This is a genomic window from Halorubrum salinarum, assembly GCF_013267195.1.
Classification (GTDB): domain Archaea; phylum Halobacteriota; class Halobacteria; order Halobacteriales; family Haloferacaceae; genus Halorubrum; species Halorubrum salinarum.
Genome location: NZ_CP053941.1, coordinates 692989 through 709177, shown reverse-complemented (window position 1 = coordinate 709177; position 16189 = coordinate 692989). Strand labels below are relative to the sequence as shown.

Here is a 16189-nt window from a genome sequence, read left to right as displayed (position 1 = left end):
CGGGCGCCCTCAGAAGTCGAACTCTTGGAACTCGTCCATTGTCATGTCGGCGTAGTTGACGAGCCAGTCGCTCGCGGGCGAATCTGGTTGGACGTACAAATACGCGAACTCGCCGTCGAGGACCGTACACACCCCGAGCTGCTCGTCTTTGATGACGCGTTTGTTCGTGTCTATCGCGACGTCGACTAACCCCTCTAAGTCGTCGACGAGGATTGTCGCTTCGTAGTCGCGTTCCGACGGGAACGTCCCATTGGTTATCCACTCGGAGAACTCCTGTTCCTGCTGTCGGATCTCCAGAATCTCACGCTCTTCGGGAGAAACGGTGGCATACCCGCTCCGCTGCGCGAAAACTAGACCCAAAGCGCCGCCGGCACCGAGGAGCACAAGCAGGATCGACCCGACTGCCTCAACTGTCCCCGGATCGACCGGGCGCTCGACCGTCTCCGTCTGCTGGCCCGGCTCGTCGACGGTGTTCGTCTCCAGCACGCGGAACGTCTGCGGGTTGACCGTCATCGGCATCGTGCTCTCGTAGGTCTCGCTCACCGACTGCCCCCCCAGCGTCCCCTCGACGGACGACACCGCGACGATCCGGATCTCTATCGTTCCGGCTACGCCGAGCTGCTGTTCGATCGTTCGGATCGTCTCGAACACAGACTCGATCTCTACGGCCGCGTCAACGGTGTGGTTGTCCTCGTTCGTAACCCCCTCGTCTTGGCCGCTTGCCAGCGGCTCGGCGTACTGCCAGAGCACTGTCTCTCCCTCGACCCCGCGGTACTGGAGCCGGACATCGGTGGTGACGTTCACCGAGCCGGTCTCGGCCGTGTGTTCGTACACGTACGTCACGTCGAGTTCCCTAGATAGATTCACGTAGTACACCGGTCGGTCTCGGACGCGTTCCCCCTCATTGAACACGAGGGAGTCGTTCGTGATCACCGCGCTGTGTTCGTACGCCGTCGACTCGCTCCACTGTTCGACGGTGACCTGTTCACGTTCGATTTCCTGCGTCGCGTGGACCTGATAGCTCCACCACCCGCCGACTGCGGCGAGAATGAGGAGCAGAGCAAGGAGGACGCCCGACCACTTCTGTAAGAAGGCGCGGATCCGGAGTGATCGATCGATGTCGCTCACGGCGATATCTCAACGGGCGCTTTCTGCGGTGTCTCTGGTCTATCCACGCTCATTTATTCTACGTACGTTCCGGTTGAGTCCATCGAGACGACCTCGTCGAACAGTGGCTTGAGCGTGTTAATCGACTGCGGATCGCCTTCGAGCGGGTCGGCGTGAAAGTGTGCGACGGCGTCCGTCTTGGTGAACGTACTGAGAAACACGTGGAGGAATCGGAACACGTTCTTCACATCTCGGTAGTTCAGCAGGACGTTCAGCGAGTCATAACAGACGCGTATCTCGCGGTCGTCGGTCGACCACTCCTGTGTGAGTCTCGAGACGACAATCCCGAGCCGGGTAATGTCGTTCGGATTGTTGATCTGCGTGACCTCGACCGTTCCATCAGCTGTGGGGGGGACCGACTGCGCGTACCCGACAGAGATCACGTGGACACGATGCCCCTTCGAGGCGATGCCTTCCAGCCGTTCGCCGTCCATCGGCTGGTAGCGGACGAGCAGCACGTACGGATCACGGTCGCTTCCGCGCCCAAACAGCAGCTCGTGACAGCCGTCTTGGGTCCGTTCCGCCCGCGACTCCGACTGGATCAGCACGTTCGTTCCGCGGTCGAATCGATCACCGTCAAGGACCGACTCGTCTTCTGTGAGGCCGGACGCGTCCGGCGCTCCCGGGGTGTCGGTCACTGGGGACTCAGTCGACACGCCTCCGTCTGACGGCGCGCGAGCTGTTCTGGTTGTCGTGGAGGGCTCTTTCGCCGTCACGCTCTCGTTCCAGATCCGGTTGCCCGCCGCGTCGGTGCTTCCGTCTGAGCTCGTCGTGTCGGTTCTCCTGTTCGGGCTCGGTTCGGATCCTGCTCCGGCCGCGTCAACCGTGGTCTGCTCCGTGCCGCCTCCCGTCGGACTGTCCTTGACCGATTCGTCGTCCGTTACACTTCCCCAGACCGATTTGTCGTCCTCCGTTGAACTGTCCCAGACTGATTCGTCGTCTGTCGGTCTGTCCTCAGTCGGTTTGCTGTCTGTAGGCCCACTTCCGATCGGTTCACTGTCTGTCGGATCCCTCTCGACCGGTTTGTCGTCCATCTGCGCGCCGTTCCACAGCCGACTGCCGCTGTTCGATCCTTCTGAGGCATTGCTCGCTCGCGACGCGGACGGGCTTCGATCGGTCGCAACCTCGGACTCGCCGTCGCCGATCCACTCCCAGTTGTCGGCGTTCGATTCGCCCGTTCGATCGCCTGTGTCGGCGTCGGTATCCGGTGACTCGCTCTCGCGGTCTGGATCGGGGCCGCCCTCCGATTGTACGTCGAACTCGTCGGAGAACTCAGAGGCGATCTCGCTGAACCTGCTGGCGCGATCGGACCGGTTTCCCGAGGGCTCTTCGTCGGACCCGTCGGATCCAGTCATTGCCGGGGAAGCGTCTGCGGGCGACGCTCGGTCCGCGTCGCCGATGGCTGTCGGTGGTCGTCCTCCGACGCGGTTCGCTGTCGGGACGGAAAAGAGGGCTGCGGCCATCGGTCGGATCGGGCCCGCACGATGAGGCGGCCGTCGCGTTCTGACATCCTGATACTATTTATCGTACTAGTAGTTTCATATTATAAAACTATCGTAACCGAACGGATTCAGCGCGGGCTATTCCAGTTTTCTACGGAATCAGACGTTTTTAACCAACTCTCGGTGGAGCTTAATCCCCCAAGACGCCTATTTCGCCGCGAGTAAGCGTCAACACCCAAGAATTAAACAGGCAAATCTCGTAGCTTACTGACGTAATGGGTACTCGGGACAACGAAAACGACACCGCGGTCGACGCCGATACCTTCCAGCAGTGGGTGAAACACACCGCGGAGTCCCGAGGTATGACGGAACACGAACTCCTGAACCAACTTGTTTCCGCATTCTGGGCCCTCGACGAGATGGGCGACATCGCCCTTGATTCTGCGTCTGCTCCGGGAAACACAGCGTCAGAGAAGGACCAAGATTGGAACCCGCCTCGGGGGAGACCAACCGAGAACGATGCGCCGTCTGAAACGGAGACGCCGGGCAGCAACGAGGCGTCCACACCGAATTCATCGGACTCGGAGTCGGGAGACCGAATCAGCCCGGACGACCTCGACCCTCGAGATGACCTCAGCCCGACAGAGGTCGAACTCACCAGACGGGTCGCCGAGATGCGACGGCAGGTCGCTGACCTCTCGCTCGATGTCGAGCAGCAGCGATCCAGACAAGAGGAGTTTACTGACCGGCTTTCCGACGACGTGACCCGGCTTCACAGCGAGATCCAGTCGCTCGAATCTCGCGTGGATCAGGATGACGGCGATTTAGCAAACCGAATCGACTCCGTCGAAGCGAGGCTTGAAGACGTTGAAGAGACGCAAGCCGAGTTCGAGACGTGGATCGACGAGGAATTCGATCAGATCGAGGCCCTATTTAGCCAAATCCTTGATACGGTTCGTGAGTTTGACGGCCGGGTGACCGACCTTTCGAGTTCCGTCGATACCATGGTTGACGCCAAACAGGACCGCGAGGCGCTCGACACGCTCCGAAAGCAGGCGGTCCGAAAGGGAATCGATACCGGACGCTGCGAAAACTGCGACATGACCGTCGATCTGTCGATGTTGTCGGAGGCGTCGTGCCCCTCGTGTGATAAACAGTTCCGGGACATCGAAGCGTCGACGCCGTGGAACCCATTCTCAAAACCGACACTCCGGACTAACGGTCGACCCTCCCCGCCGTCGAACCGTAAGTGAACACCTGCTACGGACCTGCGTGTTAGCCGTCAGAGTACTGTCAAAACAGCTGTGCTGCTTCGATACCGGCCAGCAGTTTAGTGACGTTGTACATCGACACAGCCGCGAACAGCACAGACGGGAGGCCGTATCCCACCAAGCGGATCACCGCTGCGAGGTGGGCGTCTGACCGACGCGCACACACGGTGATAGAAGCGACTTCGGTGACGAGTGTTATCGCGATCACGACCGCGAAGGAGGTAACGAGAAGTCCGGTAGCGACGCCTGTTTGCTGGACCAGGAACGCGACCGCGGTGTTCGCCTCGTAGACCCCGGGAACGTACGCGAGTCCGACTGCAGTCGTAGCCGCGTCAGCCGCCTTCGTCGCGGTCAGTAGCGCGATTCCAGACACCGAGAGGAAACTTCGATTCGCACTTCGGAGCCGTCGAGATCCGGCGTGGCGCGGTGATCGCTCGGATAGTCTTCCTTTCTGTCTTCTGTCCCGATCCCCCCGGTGTTCGCGACTGTCCCGGTCCCGCCAGTCTGTTTGTTCGTTCTGGGGGCGACCTGGCCGATCTGTACGCCGCGACATGACAATGTTTCACAAGTAGTTTCAAAATATATAAATTTGTGTGTCAACCTCTCGTGTATCACCTACGTTCAAGAATTTGGCATCCTAGCCCCTAATTGGGCGAGAACAGCGTTTATAGAACTCATACAAAGCCCGCCATTCCGTGAGAGAAGGCGTCAGCTGGTGTTTGTGACCTCGTCGCGCCAGGAGTGTTCCGGCTCCCACCCGAGCAGCCGCTCCGCCTTCGTACAGTCGAAGACGGACTCGTCGCCGTCGAGGTCGCAGTCGGCGGGCAGGTCGCCGAACGCCGCCTCGATCGTCGCGGCGGTGTCGCGGCCGAGGAAGTTCTCCGCGGCGACGATCAGCACCGCCTCGTGGCCCTCGATCGCGGTCTCGGGGTCGATCGCGGCCTCGATCGCCGAGACCGCGTCCCGCACGTCGACGTACGACCAGCAGTTGCCGCTCGGGTCGGCGGTCGCGGGGTCGAACGTCTCCCGGGCCTCGCGGCGCCGCTCGTCGCCCGGGTAGGTCACCCACGAGAGGCGCAGCGAGACGACGGGGACGCCGTGGCGGCGGGCGGCCGCGGCCGCGACCTCCTCGCCGACGACCTTCGAGAGGCCGTACGGGTCCTCCGGCTCGGTCGGCGTCGCCTCGTCGATCGGGAGGCGGTCGGGGAGCCAGTCGTCGTCGGCGAAGACGGTGCCGTAGAGGCTCTCGCTCGACGCCCACGCGATCCGGGCGCCCGCGGCGCCGGCCGCGTCGAAGACGTTGTACGCGCTCTCGACGTTGTTCGCGAACACCCGCGAGCCGGCGTGGTCCTCGGGGTGCGGGATCGCGGCCAGGTGGACGACCGCGTCGGGCGCGGCCGCCTCGATCACCTGTCGCGTCTCCCCGTAGTCGGTGAGGTCCGCCGCCGCGTAGTCGACGCCGTCGCGGCGCTCATCGCTCGGGGGCGTCCGCCGGTCGACGGCGACGACCTCGCGGCCCGCGTCGGCGAGCGCGTCGACCGTCCGCGCGCCGACGCCGCCGGCGCTTCCCGTGACAAGTACGGTGTCCATGTCACCGCGAGCGCGACTCCGGGACATAGGTGCGACGATCCCGGGACGCTCCGTCGCGTCGGTCGCGTCGGCCGGGGCGGACGCCGCCGGGTATGCTGGCTCTGCTCGCGCTGCGCGTGCGAGTCGTGCCAACTAGTAGCAAAAATCCGATCGCGCTCGGGCTCGGGGCCCTCGCCTACGCCGAGGCCTCGTAGCCGGCGTCCTCGATGGCGGCCACGACGGCGTCGACGTCCACGTCGCCCTCGACGGTCGCGGTCCCCGCCTCGTGGTCGGCGCTCGCGGACTCGACGCCCGGCAGCTCGCCGAGCGCGTCGGTCACGTTGTCCTCGCAGCCGGTACAGGCCATGCCGTCGACGTCTATCGTCGTCATGTGTGGCGGTTGGCGTCGCGGACACAACTGCCTTTCCGTCGCCGCCGATGCGGTCCGTTTTTCCGACTCACCGCCCCTCCCCGACGGTTTTTGCCCGCGCCGGTCGAACGCCCGTCCATGCGCACCCTCGACGAGACGGACCGGGAGATCATCCGGCTGCTGCTGGCCGACGCGCGGCGCCCGTACAGCGACATCGCCGAGCGCGTGGACCTGTCGGCGCCCGCGGTGTCGGACCGCGTCGACCGCCTCCGCGAGGTGGGCGTGATCGAGGGGTTCACGCTCCGGATCGACGGCGACGCGCTCTCCGACGGGCTGCGGGTCCTCGCGACGCTCGCCGTCGCGCCCGCGGACGCCGAGCGCGTCCACGAGGCGGTCGCCGCCCACGAGCGCGTCGAACACGCCTTCCTCACCGCCGACGGCGAGGTGACGGTCGTCGCGCGCGTCGAGGAGGGGACCGCCCGCGACCTCGTCGACGACGCGGTCGGCTTAGACGCCGTGACCGAGCTGTCGGTCCGACCGCTCGACGCGCACGAGTGGTCGCCCGCCGTCGGCGACGCGGACCTCGCGGTCGAGTGCGTCGAGTGCGGGAACACCGTCACCGCCGAGGGGGAGTCGGCCCGGATCGACGGGACGCTGTACCACTTCTGTTGCGGCTCCTGCCGGGAGAACTTCGAGGAACGGTTCGACCGGATCGAGGAGGGCGCGTAGTCGGGGAACGCTCCCGACGCGCCGCGGAGAGTAACGTACTTGAGTGCCCGCCGGTTAGCCGAACTCGTAGTCCCGTGGTGTAGTGGCCAATCATAATGGCCTTTGGAGGGAATCCGTCCGCGTCCGCGGCTCAAACGCGGCTGTTGGGCGTTTCTGCTGGAACGCCCCGTCGGATGCCCGAAGTCAGCCATTGACGGCGGTTCGAATCCGCCCGGGACTATTTTCACCGATTCCGTAGGCCGCAGAGTCCGCTGTCCGCCGCCTACGCCTCGTCGAGGAACTCGTCGAAGAGGGCGACGACTCGCCCCTCTATCTCGTCGCGGATCTCGCGGACGCGCTCGATCTCCTGCCCGTGCGGGTCGTCGAGTCCCCAGTCACGGGTCTCGACGCCGTCGGCGAGCGTCAGCGTCGAACATCCCATGGTGGCGACGACGTCGCAGGCGTTCAGCTCCGCGGTCGAGACCTCGCGAGGGACGCGATCGGAGAGGTCGATACCGAGTTCCCCCATCGCTTCCACGACCTCGGGGTGGACCTCCTCGGCCGGGTGCGTGCCGCCGGTGACGACCTCGACGCGGTCGTCGAGGCCGCGCTCGCGGCGCTCGCGCTCCGCGAACGCCGCCGACATCTGACTGCGGCCGGCGTTCTGGACGCAGACGAACCCGAACGTCACGGCGTCGTCGTTCATACCTGGTCGTTTCGACCCGCCGGATTAACGCTTCCTAAGAGGGCTATTGGGGGATATATATTTCCCGCGGCGACCGCGGAGCCGATCGGCGTCCGGCGGTCACTCCAGCACTACCGAGAACCCCCACGCCGCCGACGACCGGGGCTCGGCGTCGTCGGCCACGACCGACACCGTCGTCTCGAACCGGTACTCGCCCACCGGGAGGCAGGCGTCCTCGCCGGGCGTCGCGTACAGGTCGACGAGCCGCTCGCTCGACTCCCCGGGGTCGAGCGCGAACGTCCGGTACTCCTCCGTCGTGGCGATCGCGTCGGTCAGCCGCCAGCAGTCGGGTTCGGCGGGGTACTCGCCGTCCGCAGGCAGGCAGACGAGCGCGTTGTCCCCGTCGGAGACGTACTCGAAGTGGACGGCGCGCCCCTCGCCGACGCGCACCCGTTCGTCGCCCGTGTTCGTCAGCGTCGTGCGCAACTGCGGCGGGTGGTCGGTCGTCGCGGCCTCGCGCGTGACCGCCACGCTCGGCCGGACCGGGAAGTCCACGTCGCCGTCGGTGGCGACGATCGAGACGCCCGGGCCGCCGGTCCCCTCGGGGCGCGTCCCGCCGGCGTCGCTGTCGTTCCCGTCCGACCCCGGCAGGCCCTCGGGAGTCGACGCACAGCCGGCGAGGCAGGCCAGTCCGCCCGCCGTCGCGCCGCCGACCCACCGGAGATACCGCCGTCTCGTGGGTGTCATAACTATTCAAGACGGGAACCCACGGCTTTAGGCTTGGGAGGAAGCTGACGTGGTGGGAAACACCCACCGAGAAACGACAGTCAGACTGCTCCACGACATCATATTCTTATAAATGTACACCTATACGTATGAAGTATGGCGGAAGTGCGTCGCACGGTCGTCGTCAAACTTGATCTGGACGACAGCGACGCGACTCTCCTCCACAAAACTGTCGAGGAGTATCTGTGGGCGTGTAACTACGTTGTCCGCGACGCCTGGCAGGACGACTACAAACTGACATCAAAGAACAAACTCCACGACCGGACGTACTCCGACGTGCGCGAACAGACGCGCCTCCAAGCGAATCTCGTTCAATCCGCACGCAACCGTGCCGCCGAAGCCATTAAAGGCGTGATCGCCCGGTGGAAGAACGGCAAGAAGGCGTCACAACCGAATTTCACAACGCCCTCCGTCCGCTACGACAAACGGAGTGCGACGTTCCACGCCGACCACGTGTCCCTCTCCACGGTAAACGGACGTATCGAAGCCGAGTACGTCCTCCCGCCGGAAGGCGATAACCCGCAGACGACATACCTCCGCAACGACGAGTACGAGATCACGGGTGCGACGCTCCAGTACCGCGACGCGACGGACACGTTTTTCCTCCACATCGGAACGAAGGCCGACGTGGAGTCAGAGATACCGGACGCAGGCGACGCCGAGAACAGCACAGTCCTCGGCGTCGACCTCGGTATCGAACAGATCGCCGTAACGTCGACCGGGATGTTCTGGAGCGGCGACTACCTCAACCACCGTCGCCGAGAGTACGAGCGTGTGCGTGCCGGGCTTCAACGGACGGGCACGGAGTCAGACCATCGAACGATCGAACAAATAGGTGACCGCGAGACGCGGTGGGTAGCGGACTACCTCCACCGTATCTCGAAAGCCATCGTCCAAGAAGCCGTCGCGCACGGGTGTGACTGGATCGCATTCGAGGAGTTGACGGACATCCGCGACCGGATGCCGGGAGCAAAGAAGTTCCATATGTGGGCGTTCCGCCAGTTGTACGACTACGTGGCGTACAAGGCTGAAGCAGAAGGTATCGAAGCCACGCAGGTAGACCCGGCGTACACGTCCAAGCGGTGTTCGAAATGCGGGACGACGCTGGACGAGAACCGGCAGTCGCAAGCGAAGTTCTGTTGCCAGAAGTGTGGGTACGAGATCAACGCAGACTACAACGCGGCGAAGAACATCGGATTTCGGCTACTCCGTGCGGGGCAAAAGTCTCCGCACGGAGGGGCGACACGTCACCTCGCCCTGAAGTCGGGGACGCTGAACGTGAATGGCGGCTACTCGCCTGCCACCCAGTAGGGTCGGCCAGAACGGGAGTCCACCGACAAGCCCACCCCTTTACTTTAGCGGGGGGTTGGTGACAGGTCCGACAGCACCGGCGCGCGTATAGCATTGTTGTCGGGAGACTGTCCACCCGCCGATCGTGTGTGTCATTTTTTACCATGCGGATCGTGGGTGTCGCATGGACATCTCCGATTACCGGGCGGCGGTCGCGGCGAACCGGCGCGAACACGGCTTCGAGGCGGTCGACGGGCGGACGGACGAGTTCGACCGACTGTGGACGGCGCGGGAGACGGACGACACGCTCGGCGAGGTGGTCGTGTTGGCGACGCTCGTCGAGGCCGACGGTGCGGACGCGGAGACGCTGCTCGACGCCGCGGCGGCGTTCCGCGACGTGCTGGCCGACACCGTCGACCCCCGCCCGGGACGCGCCGACGGCGGCGAGGCGCCGACGCCCGTCGGCTACGTGACGCTCGCGACGCCGGACCCGGACGCGGCGCTGCTCGACGCGATGTCCGGGTTCACGGTCGCGAAGCGCCGGACGAACGTGTTCCCGCTCGTGTACGACACCGAGGCGGAGCGGCTCCACCGTCACGAGGTCCCGCGGCTGAAGGGCCGGGGCATCTACCGCCGGCAGGCGGACGACGCCGAGCGGCTCTTCGACGTGTAAATAGCGGCCGGTACATCGAGAGTTCCCGTCGCTGACGCGTCGGGTGACTGCGGATGACTGATTGCCGATGAGTCGTCAGCGAACACCGCCGAAGCCCCACGCCGCGACCGCAACCTCACGCCTCCCCAGCCTCGTCAGTCGCCGTCGCTTCGCTCCGGCGACCTCGCGCGTGCGACTCACGCCCTCCGGGCGTTCGTCGGCACGCGCCACTGAGTCGGTCCCGGTCAGCGAATCCCGGAGCCGCCGCTGTGGGTCCGAAAATACGGGGAAATCGCACCGCTCGCGCGCCGCTCAGACGAGCCGCGCCGCGATGCGCGCCGCGCCGTCCGCGGCCGCGGTCGCCGGGTCCTCGGGCGAGACGACCTCGACGTCGCGGTCGAGCTCCTCGCTGAGGCGCTTCTCGAACTCCTCGGTGAGCCCCGGGATGCACGCCATGCCGCCGGTGATGGCGAGCGGGCGTCCGAGCGCCAGCTGGTAGGGCTTCATGTGGTCGTTCGCGAGCTCGGGAAGGAACTCGTTGGCGACGACGTCGACCGCCTCGTCGATGTACCGGTCGATCGGCTCCTGGACGCCGCGGTCGACGGTGAACTCGTGGCTCCCGCCGCCCGGCTGCTGGACCACGTCGGTGAACGGCTCGAAGTCGTACACGTCGCCGTGCTGCTCTTTGTACTCCCGAGCGGTCGTCCGGTCGATGTGGACGCGGCCCTGCGTCTCTTCCTCCACGGCGGCGACGATGCGGCGGTCGACCTCGTTGCCCGTCACCGAGCCGGTCGAGAACGGCGAGAGCTGCTCGCCGCGCCGGTAGGCGCACGCCTCCATCGTCGTCGAGCCGAGGTTCACCGACACGAACACCTCGTCGATCGCGTCGAGGTCGTCGCCGTAGGCGGGGATCGCCCCGCACAGCGACTCGGGGTAGCTCCGCGTCTCGACCCCGCCGATCGAGGAGCCCTCGATCACCGACTTGAGGTTCTCGACGCCGGCCTCGTTGTCGATGGTCGGCACGGCGTAGACGACCGCGCTGTCCTCGGGCACGTCGTGGGCGTCCACGACCGCCTCGAAGAAGCGCTCGGCGTCCGCGACGCTGTCGTCGTCCTCGGGGAGCCCCGAGCGCAGCATGAAGCGCACGCGGTCGGGGTACTCGACCGCGGCCTCCTCGCCGAACAGCACCTTCTCCTCGCCGGTGATGGCGTCCTCGTAGGTCGCTAAGCAGGTCAGCACCGAGTGGCGCTCGCGGCCGCCCCGGCCGTCGGGGATGTCGAGCACCGTTCGGGTGCTGCCTAATTTCACGCCGACCGCTGCCGATTCGTCCGATTCGTTGATGTCCGTGGATTCGTCGTCGCTCATTGGTCACTCGCACACGAAGCGATCCGGACGATGGAGACGAGGCTGATCCGGTGGTCCGCCGGCGTGAACGGTCGGTCGCGCGTCGGGGCGTCGAACCCCTCTAGGCGGCGCGTCAGCGCCGCGACCGCGTCGTCGCCGACCCAGTCGAGTTCGCCGTAGTAGGACAGCGCGTCCCGGCTCCGCACGTGGCCGCCGACGTCGACGAGGTAGCCGAGCCACTCGCCGATCTCGCGTTCCGCCGCGGGCGACGCGGGAATCGCCGTCAGGTACGGCTTCTCCCCCGCGCCGCCGCCGTTCAACTGCGCACCACGCCGACGCTGGAGCAGCTCCGTGAACGCGGCCGAGCGCGCCGCCTGCTCGGCTCGGTTCCGGTTCGGCCGCCGGAGCGCCCGCTCCCGAGGCGCTCCGTCCGCACCGTCTCGCGGCGCGTCCGCGATCCGGCGCAGCTCCCGTACGTCGTACCGTCGTGGATTCAGACTCATGTTCCGTCCGTCGTTCGCGTCCGTACCCGAACCGTCTCGGCGGGGTTATATGATAGTTGGCTCTCAGTTATCAGCGGTGAGAAACTACCGGGGCGGCCGGGAGGCGGTTCGATCTCCCTCCGCCGCGAGCGGGTCGACCTCGCCGCTCAGTCGACGATCCGGTTCGCCGCCGCGACGCTCCCCGCCGCGAGGACGCCGCCGGCGACGACGTCCGTGACCCAGTGGATGCCGAGGAACACGGTCGCGACGACGATGCTGCCGGCCAGCGCCCCCGCGACGTAGGTCCACCGCGGGAACTCCTCGTGGGTCGAGACGGCCGCGAGGAACACCGTCACCGACAGCGCGGTGTGGAGGGAGGGGAAGACGTTCGTGGCGGCGTTCACCTGCGAGGTGAGCTGGGTGACTCCCCCGAACCAGTCGAGGAGCAGCGGCTCGACGGGCGCAGCGCTCGGGTCCGCGCCCGGCACGGTCGGGTAGTTGCGCGGGCCGTACGCGACGATCCCGGCGTAACAGGCGATCGCCACCGCGTAGTTGACCGCGTACGCCGCGACCAGCCGCTTCAGCGGGCGCAGCCGCTCGGCGAACGCGTACGCCGCGACCGGGAACGCGACCAGCACGACGTAGCCGACGACGTACATCGGGCCGAAGTAGTACACCGCCGCCCGCGGGACCGCGTCCTGTATCGCGGCCACGAGGTCGCCCTCTATCGCGTAGATGGCGGTCGTCGCGCGGTAGCCGTACTCGAAGGAGAACGCCTCGATCCGCCGGATCGACCCCTTGTTGACGGCGAGGACGAGGGCGAGCCCCGCGACGTACGGCGCGATCCCGACGGCGCGCTCGCGGAGCAGGTCGCGGTCCGAGAGGACGGCCCGGATGCGGTCCGGACCGACGCAGACCGGAAGCAGCACCGCGAACGCGGCGAGCGCAGCGCCGCCGACGAGCCCGGCCACCCCGACGAACCCGGCGGCCGCCGCGGTCATCGCGACTCACCAGTCATCCGTTCACGGGCACGCGGGGCGGCGGAGCAATCAGTCTCTCGGTAGCGGTGGGCCGTCCGCGTCACCGGGCGTCCGACTCGGCCCACGGGAGCGGCTCGGTACACCAGTGACAGAAGTCGAGGTCGGCGTCGACCTCCTTGCCGCAGTTGGGACAGGACACCTCCGTGGTCTCGCCGTCCTCGCCGGTCGCGGCCGCCGGCGGGGGGGACTGGTCGCCCCCCGGTCCGTCGTCGCCGCTCGCGGCCCGCCGTCGCATCGCCTCTGCGGCGGCCTCGGCGCGGTCGCGTTCGGCGGCGTCGGCGCGGCCGACGAGGTACGCGTCGAGCGCCGACAGCGCGGACAGGAGCACGATGGGCAGCGTCACGTCCGTCGGGACCGCCGCCGTCAGCGCCGCGGGGTCGGCCAGCGGGTCGACGGGCTCTACGTCGTACAGCGCGAACAGCGCGACCCCGCCGCCGACGATCGTCAGGTGCCACAGCAGCGCCCGCCCCCACCGGCGCAACGCGAGGTGGCCGAGCCCCGGGAAGACCAGCGCGAGCAGGGCCGCGAGGACGGGGCGCAACTGGTTTCGCATACGGCCCGGCTTCGACCGGCCGGTACTTAGGCCTGCGGTGTCGCCCCGAGCGCCCCCGTCGACCGAGCCGTCCCCCGGTCCGCGACCGCTCCGCCCGGGATAACAACCGTTAATCGCGGCCCGTTCGTCGGCGGGCACATGAGCAGCCAGCGGGCGACCGCGTTCGTCCCGGGCCACGTCACCGCCTTCTTCAGCGCGCACCCCGCCGGCGACCCGGCGGTCGCCGGGTCGCGCGGCGCCGGGCTGACGCTCGCCGACGGCGTGACCGTCCGGGTGTCGGCGCCGGCCGACGCGGTCGACGGCGACGGGAACGACGGCGACGCGGTCGACGCGAGCGACCGCGACGGAGGCGGCAGCGACGCGACCGACGGCGGTTCGCGCACCATCGACGGCGAGGCCGGTTCGATCGGCGCCGTCGACGACGTCCTCGCCGAACTGGACGCGACCGCAGCCGACGTCGCGGTCGAGACCGACCTCCCGATCGGGGCCGGCTTCGGCGTCTCCGGCGCCGCGGCGCTGGGGGCCGCCCTCGCCGCGAACCACGCGTTCGACCGCGCCTGTACCGAGAACGACCTCGTCCGGATCGCCCACGCCGCGGAGGTCGGCCGCGGGACCGGCCTCGGCGACGTGGTCGCACAGGCTCGCGGCGGCGTCCCGGTCCGGCTTGAACCGGGCGCACCGGGCGCCGGCGAGCTCGACGGCGTCCCGGCGACCGCGCGCGTCGAGTACGTCACCTTCGGCGAACTGTCGACGGAGACCGTCCTCGACGGCGACACGGACGCGCTCACGGCGGCCGGCGAGGACGCGCTCGACCGGCTCCGCGCGGACCCGCGACTGCCGACGCTGATGGACGCCGCCCGTGAGTTCGCCCGCGAGGCGGACCTCCTCGTCCCCGAAGTCGCCGAGGCGGTCGAGGCCGTCGACGCGGCCGGCGGCGAGGCCGCGATGGCGATGCTCGGCCGGACGGTCTTCGCGCTCGGCACCGGGCTCTCCGACGCGGGCTACGACCCCGAGGTCTGTCGGATCGACGCGGCGGGCGCGCGGCTCGTCGACGGGCGCGACGGGGAGTAAGGGCTTTGAGTCGCTCGGCCGGAATAGCCGTATGGCCGAATCGCTCCGCTCGTTCTTCGACGAGATCGAGGCCCCGGACCGGCACCTCGTCCTCCTGAACCGGTCGTCGCCGGACCCGGTCCGAAACCTGTTAGACTCGCTGCTCGACGGCCAGCCCGTCTCGGTCAGCGAGGTCGAGGCCGACTCCGCGGCGGACGACGACGTGGTCGCGCTCGTCGAGGAGGGGTCGGTCGTCGCGCGCTCGACCCTCGACGAACTGCTCGAATCGGTGCTGCTCATCAACTCTGACCTGTACAAGACCGGCGCGATCGAACTCGACGAGGTCGCGCTCCCGGCCGTGTTCGAGGGGCTCGACGAGGTCCCGTTTCAACTCCGCGGGTACCCCGCTTCGAACAAGGAGAAGCTCCTCCTCATCATCATCTCTCGCGTGATAGAGCGGATCGCAGCCGAACACGGGTCGGGAACGCTGCGCGCCTCCTTCCAGCGCCTCTCGCGGATCGACGACGAGCGCGGCACCCGGTCAGTGTACGAGCGCGTCGCCGGGACCGGCGTCGACGTCCACGTGTACGGGGTGGGCGACGCGGATTCGCTCTCGGGGCTTCCGCTCACCGTCCACACCGGGACCTCCTACCCGTATCAGCGGTCGTGGTTCGTCGTGTTCACGCCCCCGGACGGCGCCGACGGCGACCATGTCGCGCTGCTCGCGCTCGAAGACGAGCCGAACGTCTGGGAGGGGTTCTGGACGTTCCGCCCGGAACTCGTGACGCGGATCGAGAAGTACATCGCTGAGGAGGTCTGAGGCGGGCGAACCGCGGCCTATCGGTAGTCAACCCTGCCTTGGGCGATTCGTCGGCGTCCGCCGCGGTGCCGCGCTCGGCGTCCGCCGCGGTGCCGCGCTCGACGACGCCGCGGTGCCGCGGCTCGTCGGCGACGGTCAGTGAGCCGGTTTCCTCGCACGCTCGGCTCACTCGCTCGCGTCCGGGAGGAGTCCTCGTAAGTCGGGATGGTCGCGGCGGTCGATCGGCGCGTCGGGACCACGAACCACCGACGGATCGGTCGCGATCCGGTCCCGCACCCGCTGCCACTCCTCGTGTCGGCAGAGGACATTTACCGGGATCCTGTCGATCCCTAACACCGACGCGATCGACGCTCGGTGGAACCCCTCGCACAGCTGCATCTCGCCGTCACGTCCGATCGCGACTATCGGTTCGAGCCGGTGGGCGTACGCCGTCTCGAAGGCGTTCTCGCCCGAAGCCGGCTCGTGACCGACCTCTGTGTTCGGACGATACCCGTCCTCTTCGATCGACCGGATCAGATCGTCGAGGTACTCGCAGCGGACCTGTCGGTACTCCTCGATGCTCTCGTAGCCGCGCACGCGCTCTCCGGCCTCAAAGCGTTCGGCCGCGCGGCGGTAGATCGGCGTCTCTTCCCACGCGTCGCCGTCCTCGCGCCCCCGAATCGATCGGTACGCGGCCGTCTCGCGGAACGGTTCCCGTCCGTCGATGTCCCAGTCGCCGCCCTCGACGCGACCGACCCCGCGGTCGAGACGGAACGTCTGGTTGTGGTGTGTCAGGTCGGTCGGGTCGATCCGCACCGTCGCCCACGGGTCTGCCGGCGCACGGTATCGATCCTCGTTCACGAACGCGTGCCAGCGAGTGTAGTAGCGGAGCTGATCGAGGTCCATCGCCGGAGACGCCGATCGGTTCGGCGCCGCACGGGTAAAGTGACCGGATCTCGGACCCGTGGCGGCGGTCGACTC

The 16189-nt window shown here is 67.4% G+C and carries 18 protein-coding genes and 1 tRNA gene; 7 read left to right on the top strand and 12 right to left on the bottom strand.

Features of this window, described 5'->3' with window-relative positions:
* Positions 1-9 precede the first annotated feature (9 nt).
* A complete protein-coding gene (locus tag HPS36_RS03685) occupies positions 10-1128 on the bottom strand; it encodes a DUF5305 domain-containing protein (protein ID WP_173228547.1) in 1119 nt (372 codons plus the stop codon).
* A 53-nt stretch (positions 1129-1181) separates the two neighbouring features.
* Positions 1182-2522 (bottom strand): DUF7504 family protein, encoded by a 1341-nt coding sequence (locus HPS36_RS03680; RefSeq protein WP_137717631.1) that lies wholly within the window; start codon positions 2520-2522, stop codon positions 1182-1184.
* Positions 2523-2884: 362 nt separating this feature from the next.
* On the opposite strand from HPS36_RS03680, the gene HPS36_RS03675 reads away from it, so the two are divergent.
* A complete protein-coding gene (locus tag HPS36_RS03675; RefSeq protein ID WP_137717632.1) occupies positions 2885-3862 on the top strand; it encodes a coiled-coil domain-containing protein in 978 nt (325 codons plus the stop codon).
* Between the two features lie 40 nt (positions 3863-3902).
* On the opposite strand, the gene HPS36_RS03670 is transcribed toward HPS36_RS03675, so the two are convergent.
* The 3 genes from HPS36_RS03670 to HPS36_RS03660 all read right to left on the bottom strand — a co-directional run bounded on the left by HPS36_RS03670 (position 3903) and on the right by HPS36_RS03660 (position 5840).
* Complete coding sequence (locus HPS36_RS03670) at positions 3903-4253, bottom strand: hypothetical protein (RefSeq protein WP_137717633.1); 351 nt, start codon at positions 4251-4253, stop codon at positions 3903-3905.
* 335 nt (positions 4254-4588) lie between these two features.
* A complete protein-coding gene (locus tag HPS36_RS03665; RefSeq protein WP_173228546.1) occupies positions 4589-5470 on the bottom strand; it encodes an NAD-dependent epimerase/dehydratase family protein in 882 nt (293 codons plus the stop codon).
* A 175-nt stretch (positions 5471-5645) separates the two neighbouring features.
* Positions 5646-5840, bottom strand: coding sequence for a heavy-metal-associated domain-containing protein (locus tag HPS36_RS03660; RefSeq protein ID WP_173228545.1), 195 nt, complete (start codon positions 5838-5840; stop codon positions 5646-5648).
* A gap of 117 nt (positions 5841-5957) precedes the next feature.
* On the opposite strand from HPS36_RS03660, the gene HPS36_RS03655 reads away from it, so the two are divergent.
* Positions 5958-6548 (top strand): AsnC family transcriptional regulator, encoded by a 591-nt coding sequence (locus tag HPS36_RS03655; RefSeq protein WP_137717636.1) that lies wholly within the window; start codon positions 5958-5960, stop codon positions 6546-6548.
* Between the two features lie 68 nt (positions 6549-6616).
* Positions 6617-6768: transfer RNA gene (locus HPS36_RS03650), tRNA-Gln, on the top strand.
* Positions 6769-6810: 42 nt separating this feature from the next.
* On the opposite strand, the gene HPS36_RS03645 is transcribed toward HPS36_RS03650, so the two are convergent.
* Both HPS36_RS03645 and HPS36_RS03640 read right to left on the bottom strand, forming a co-directional pair.
* Complete coding sequence (locus HPS36_RS03645; protein ID WP_173228544.1) at positions 6811-7233, bottom strand: arsenate-mycothiol transferase ArsC; 423 nt, start codon at positions 7231-7233, stop codon at positions 6811-6813.
* A gap of 99 nt (positions 7234-7332) precedes the next feature.
* Complete coding sequence (locus HPS36_RS03640; protein ID WP_173228543.1) at positions 7333-7959, bottom strand: hypothetical protein; 627 nt, start codon at positions 7957-7959, stop codon at positions 7333-7335.
* A 135-nt stretch (positions 7960-8094) separates the two neighbouring features.
* Between HPS36_RS03640 and HPS36_RS03635 the strand changes: the two genes are divergently transcribed.
* A complete protein-coding gene (locus HPS36_RS03635; RefSeq protein WP_173228542.1) occupies positions 8095-9309 on the top strand; it encodes an RNA-guided endonuclease InsQ/TnpB family protein in 1215 nt (404 codons plus the stop codon).
* A gap of 163 nt (positions 9310-9472) precedes the next feature.
* Entirely contained in the window at positions 9473-9961 is a 489-nt protein-coding gene (locus HPS36_RS03630) for a hypothetical protein (RefSeq protein ID WP_173228541.1), read from the top strand.
* 291 nt (positions 9962-10252) lie between these two features.
* Here the strand turns inward: HPS36_RS03630 and HPS36_RS03625 are convergent, their stop codons facing one another.
* From HPS36_RS03625 to HPS36_RS03610, 4 genes are all read right to left on the bottom strand, one after another.
* On the bottom strand, positions 10253-11305 hold the full coding sequence (locus tag HPS36_RS03625; RefSeq protein ID WP_121561684.1) for a cell division FtsA domain-containing protein: 1053 nt from the start codon (positions 11303-11305) through the stop codon (positions 10253-10255).
* Positions 11302-11787, bottom strand: a complete 486-nt coding sequence (locus tag HPS36_RS03620; protein WP_173228540.1) for a FlaD/FlaE family flagellar protein — start codon at positions 11785-11787, stop codon at positions 11302-11304. The genes HPS36_RS03625 and HPS36_RS03620 overlap by 4 nt, the downstream gene beginning before the upstream one ends.
* Positions 11788-11933: 146 nt before the next feature.
* Entirely contained in the window at positions 11934-12767 is an 834-nt protein-coding gene (locus HPS36_RS03615; protein ID WP_173228539.1) for a phosphatase PAP2 family protein, read from the bottom strand.
* A 79-nt stretch (positions 12768-12846) separates the two neighbouring features.
* Positions 12847-13359, bottom strand: a complete 513-nt coding sequence (locus tag HPS36_RS03610; RefSeq protein ID WP_173228538.1) for a zinc ribbon domain-containing protein — start codon at positions 13357-13359, stop codon at positions 12847-12849.
* A 138-nt stretch (positions 13360-13497) separates the two neighbouring features.
* Between HPS36_RS03610 and HPS36_RS03605 the strand changes: the two genes are divergently transcribed.
* Positions 13498-14430 carry a pantoate kinase gene (locus HPS36_RS03605; RefSeq protein ID WP_137717642.1) on the top strand — a complete coding sequence of 311 codons (933 nt, stop codon included), beginning with the start codon at positions 13498-13500 and terminating at the stop codon, positions 14428-14430.
* A gap of 31 nt (positions 14431-14461) precedes the next feature.
* Entirely contained in the window at positions 14462-15229 is a 768-nt protein-coding gene (locus HPS36_RS03600) for a DICT sensory domain-containing protein (RefSeq protein WP_173228537.1), read from the top strand.
* A 165-nt stretch (positions 15230-15394) separates the two neighbouring features.
* On the opposite strand, the gene HPS36_RS03595 is transcribed toward HPS36_RS03600, so the two are convergent.
* On the bottom strand, positions 15395-16114 hold the full coding sequence (locus HPS36_RS03595) for a hypothetical protein (RefSeq protein WP_137717644.1): 720 nt from the start codon (positions 16112-16114) through the stop codon (positions 15395-15397).
* Positions 16115-16189 lie beyond the last annotated feature (75 nt).

Excerpts from the sequence above, each read along its gene's own strand:
- HPS36_RS03680 (WP_137717631.1), bottom strand. The coding sequence starts at position 2,522 with ATGACTGGATCCGACGGGTCCGACGAAGAGCCCTCGGGAAACCGGTCC.
- HPS36_RS03675 (WP_137717632.1), top strand. The coding sequence starts at position 2,885 with ATGGGTACTCGGGACAACGAAAACGACACCGCGGTCGACGCCGATACC.
- HPS36_RS03665 (WP_173228546.1), bottom strand. The coding sequence starts at position 5,470 with ATGGACACCGTACTTGTCACGGGAAGCGCCGGCGGCGTCGGCGCGCGG.
- HPS36_RS03660 (WP_173228545.1), bottom strand. The coding sequence starts at position 5,840 with ATGACGACGATAGACGTCGACGGCATGGCCTGTACCGGCTGCGAGGAC.
- HPS36_RS03655 (WP_137717636.1), top strand. The coding sequence starts at position 5,958 with ATGCGCACCCTCGACGAGACGGACCGGGAGATCATCCGGCTGCTGCTG.
- HPS36_RS03645 (WP_173228544.1), bottom strand. The coding sequence starts at position 7,233 with ATGAACGACGACGCCGTGACGTTCGGGTTCGTCTGCGTCCAGAACGCC.
- HPS36_RS03640 (WP_173228543.1), bottom strand. The coding sequence starts at position 7,959 with ATGACACCCACGAGACGGCGGTATCTCCGGTGGGTCGGCGGCGCGACG.
- HPS36_RS03635 (WP_173228542.1), top strand. The coding sequence starts at position 8,095 with ATGGCGGAAGTGCGTCGCACGGTCGTCGTCAAACTTGATCTGGACGAC.
- HPS36_RS03630 (WP_173228541.1), top strand. The coding sequence starts at position 9,473 with ATGGACATCTCCGATTACCGGGCGGCGGTCGCGGCGAACCGGCGCGAA.
- HPS36_RS03625 (WP_121561684.1), bottom strand. The coding sequence starts at position 11,305 with ATGAGCGACGACGAATCCACGGACATCAACGAATCGGACGAATCGGCA.
- HPS36_RS03620 (WP_173228540.1), bottom strand. The coding sequence starts at position 11,787 with ATGAGTCTGAATCCACGACGGTACGACGTACGGGAGCTGCGCCGGATC.
- HPS36_RS03615 (WP_173228539.1), bottom strand. The coding sequence starts at position 12,767 with ATGACCGCGGCGGCCGCCGGGTTCGTCGGGGTGGCCGGGCTCGTCGGC.
- HPS36_RS03610 (WP_173228538.1), bottom strand. The coding sequence starts at position 13,359 with ATGCGAAACCAGTTGCGCCCCGTCCTCGCGGCCCTGCTCGCGCTGGTC.
- HPS36_RS03605 (WP_137717642.1), top strand. The coding sequence starts at position 13,498 with ATGAGCAGCCAGCGGGCGACCGCGTTCGTCCCGGGCCACGTCACCGCC.
- HPS36_RS03600 (WP_173228537.1), top strand. The coding sequence starts at position 14,462 with ATGGCCGAATCGCTCCGCTCGTTCTTCGACGAGATCGAGGCCCCGGAC.
- HPS36_RS03595 (WP_137717644.1), bottom strand. The coding sequence starts at position 16,114 with ATGGACCTCGATCAGCTCCGCTACTACACTCGCTGGCACGCGTTCGTG.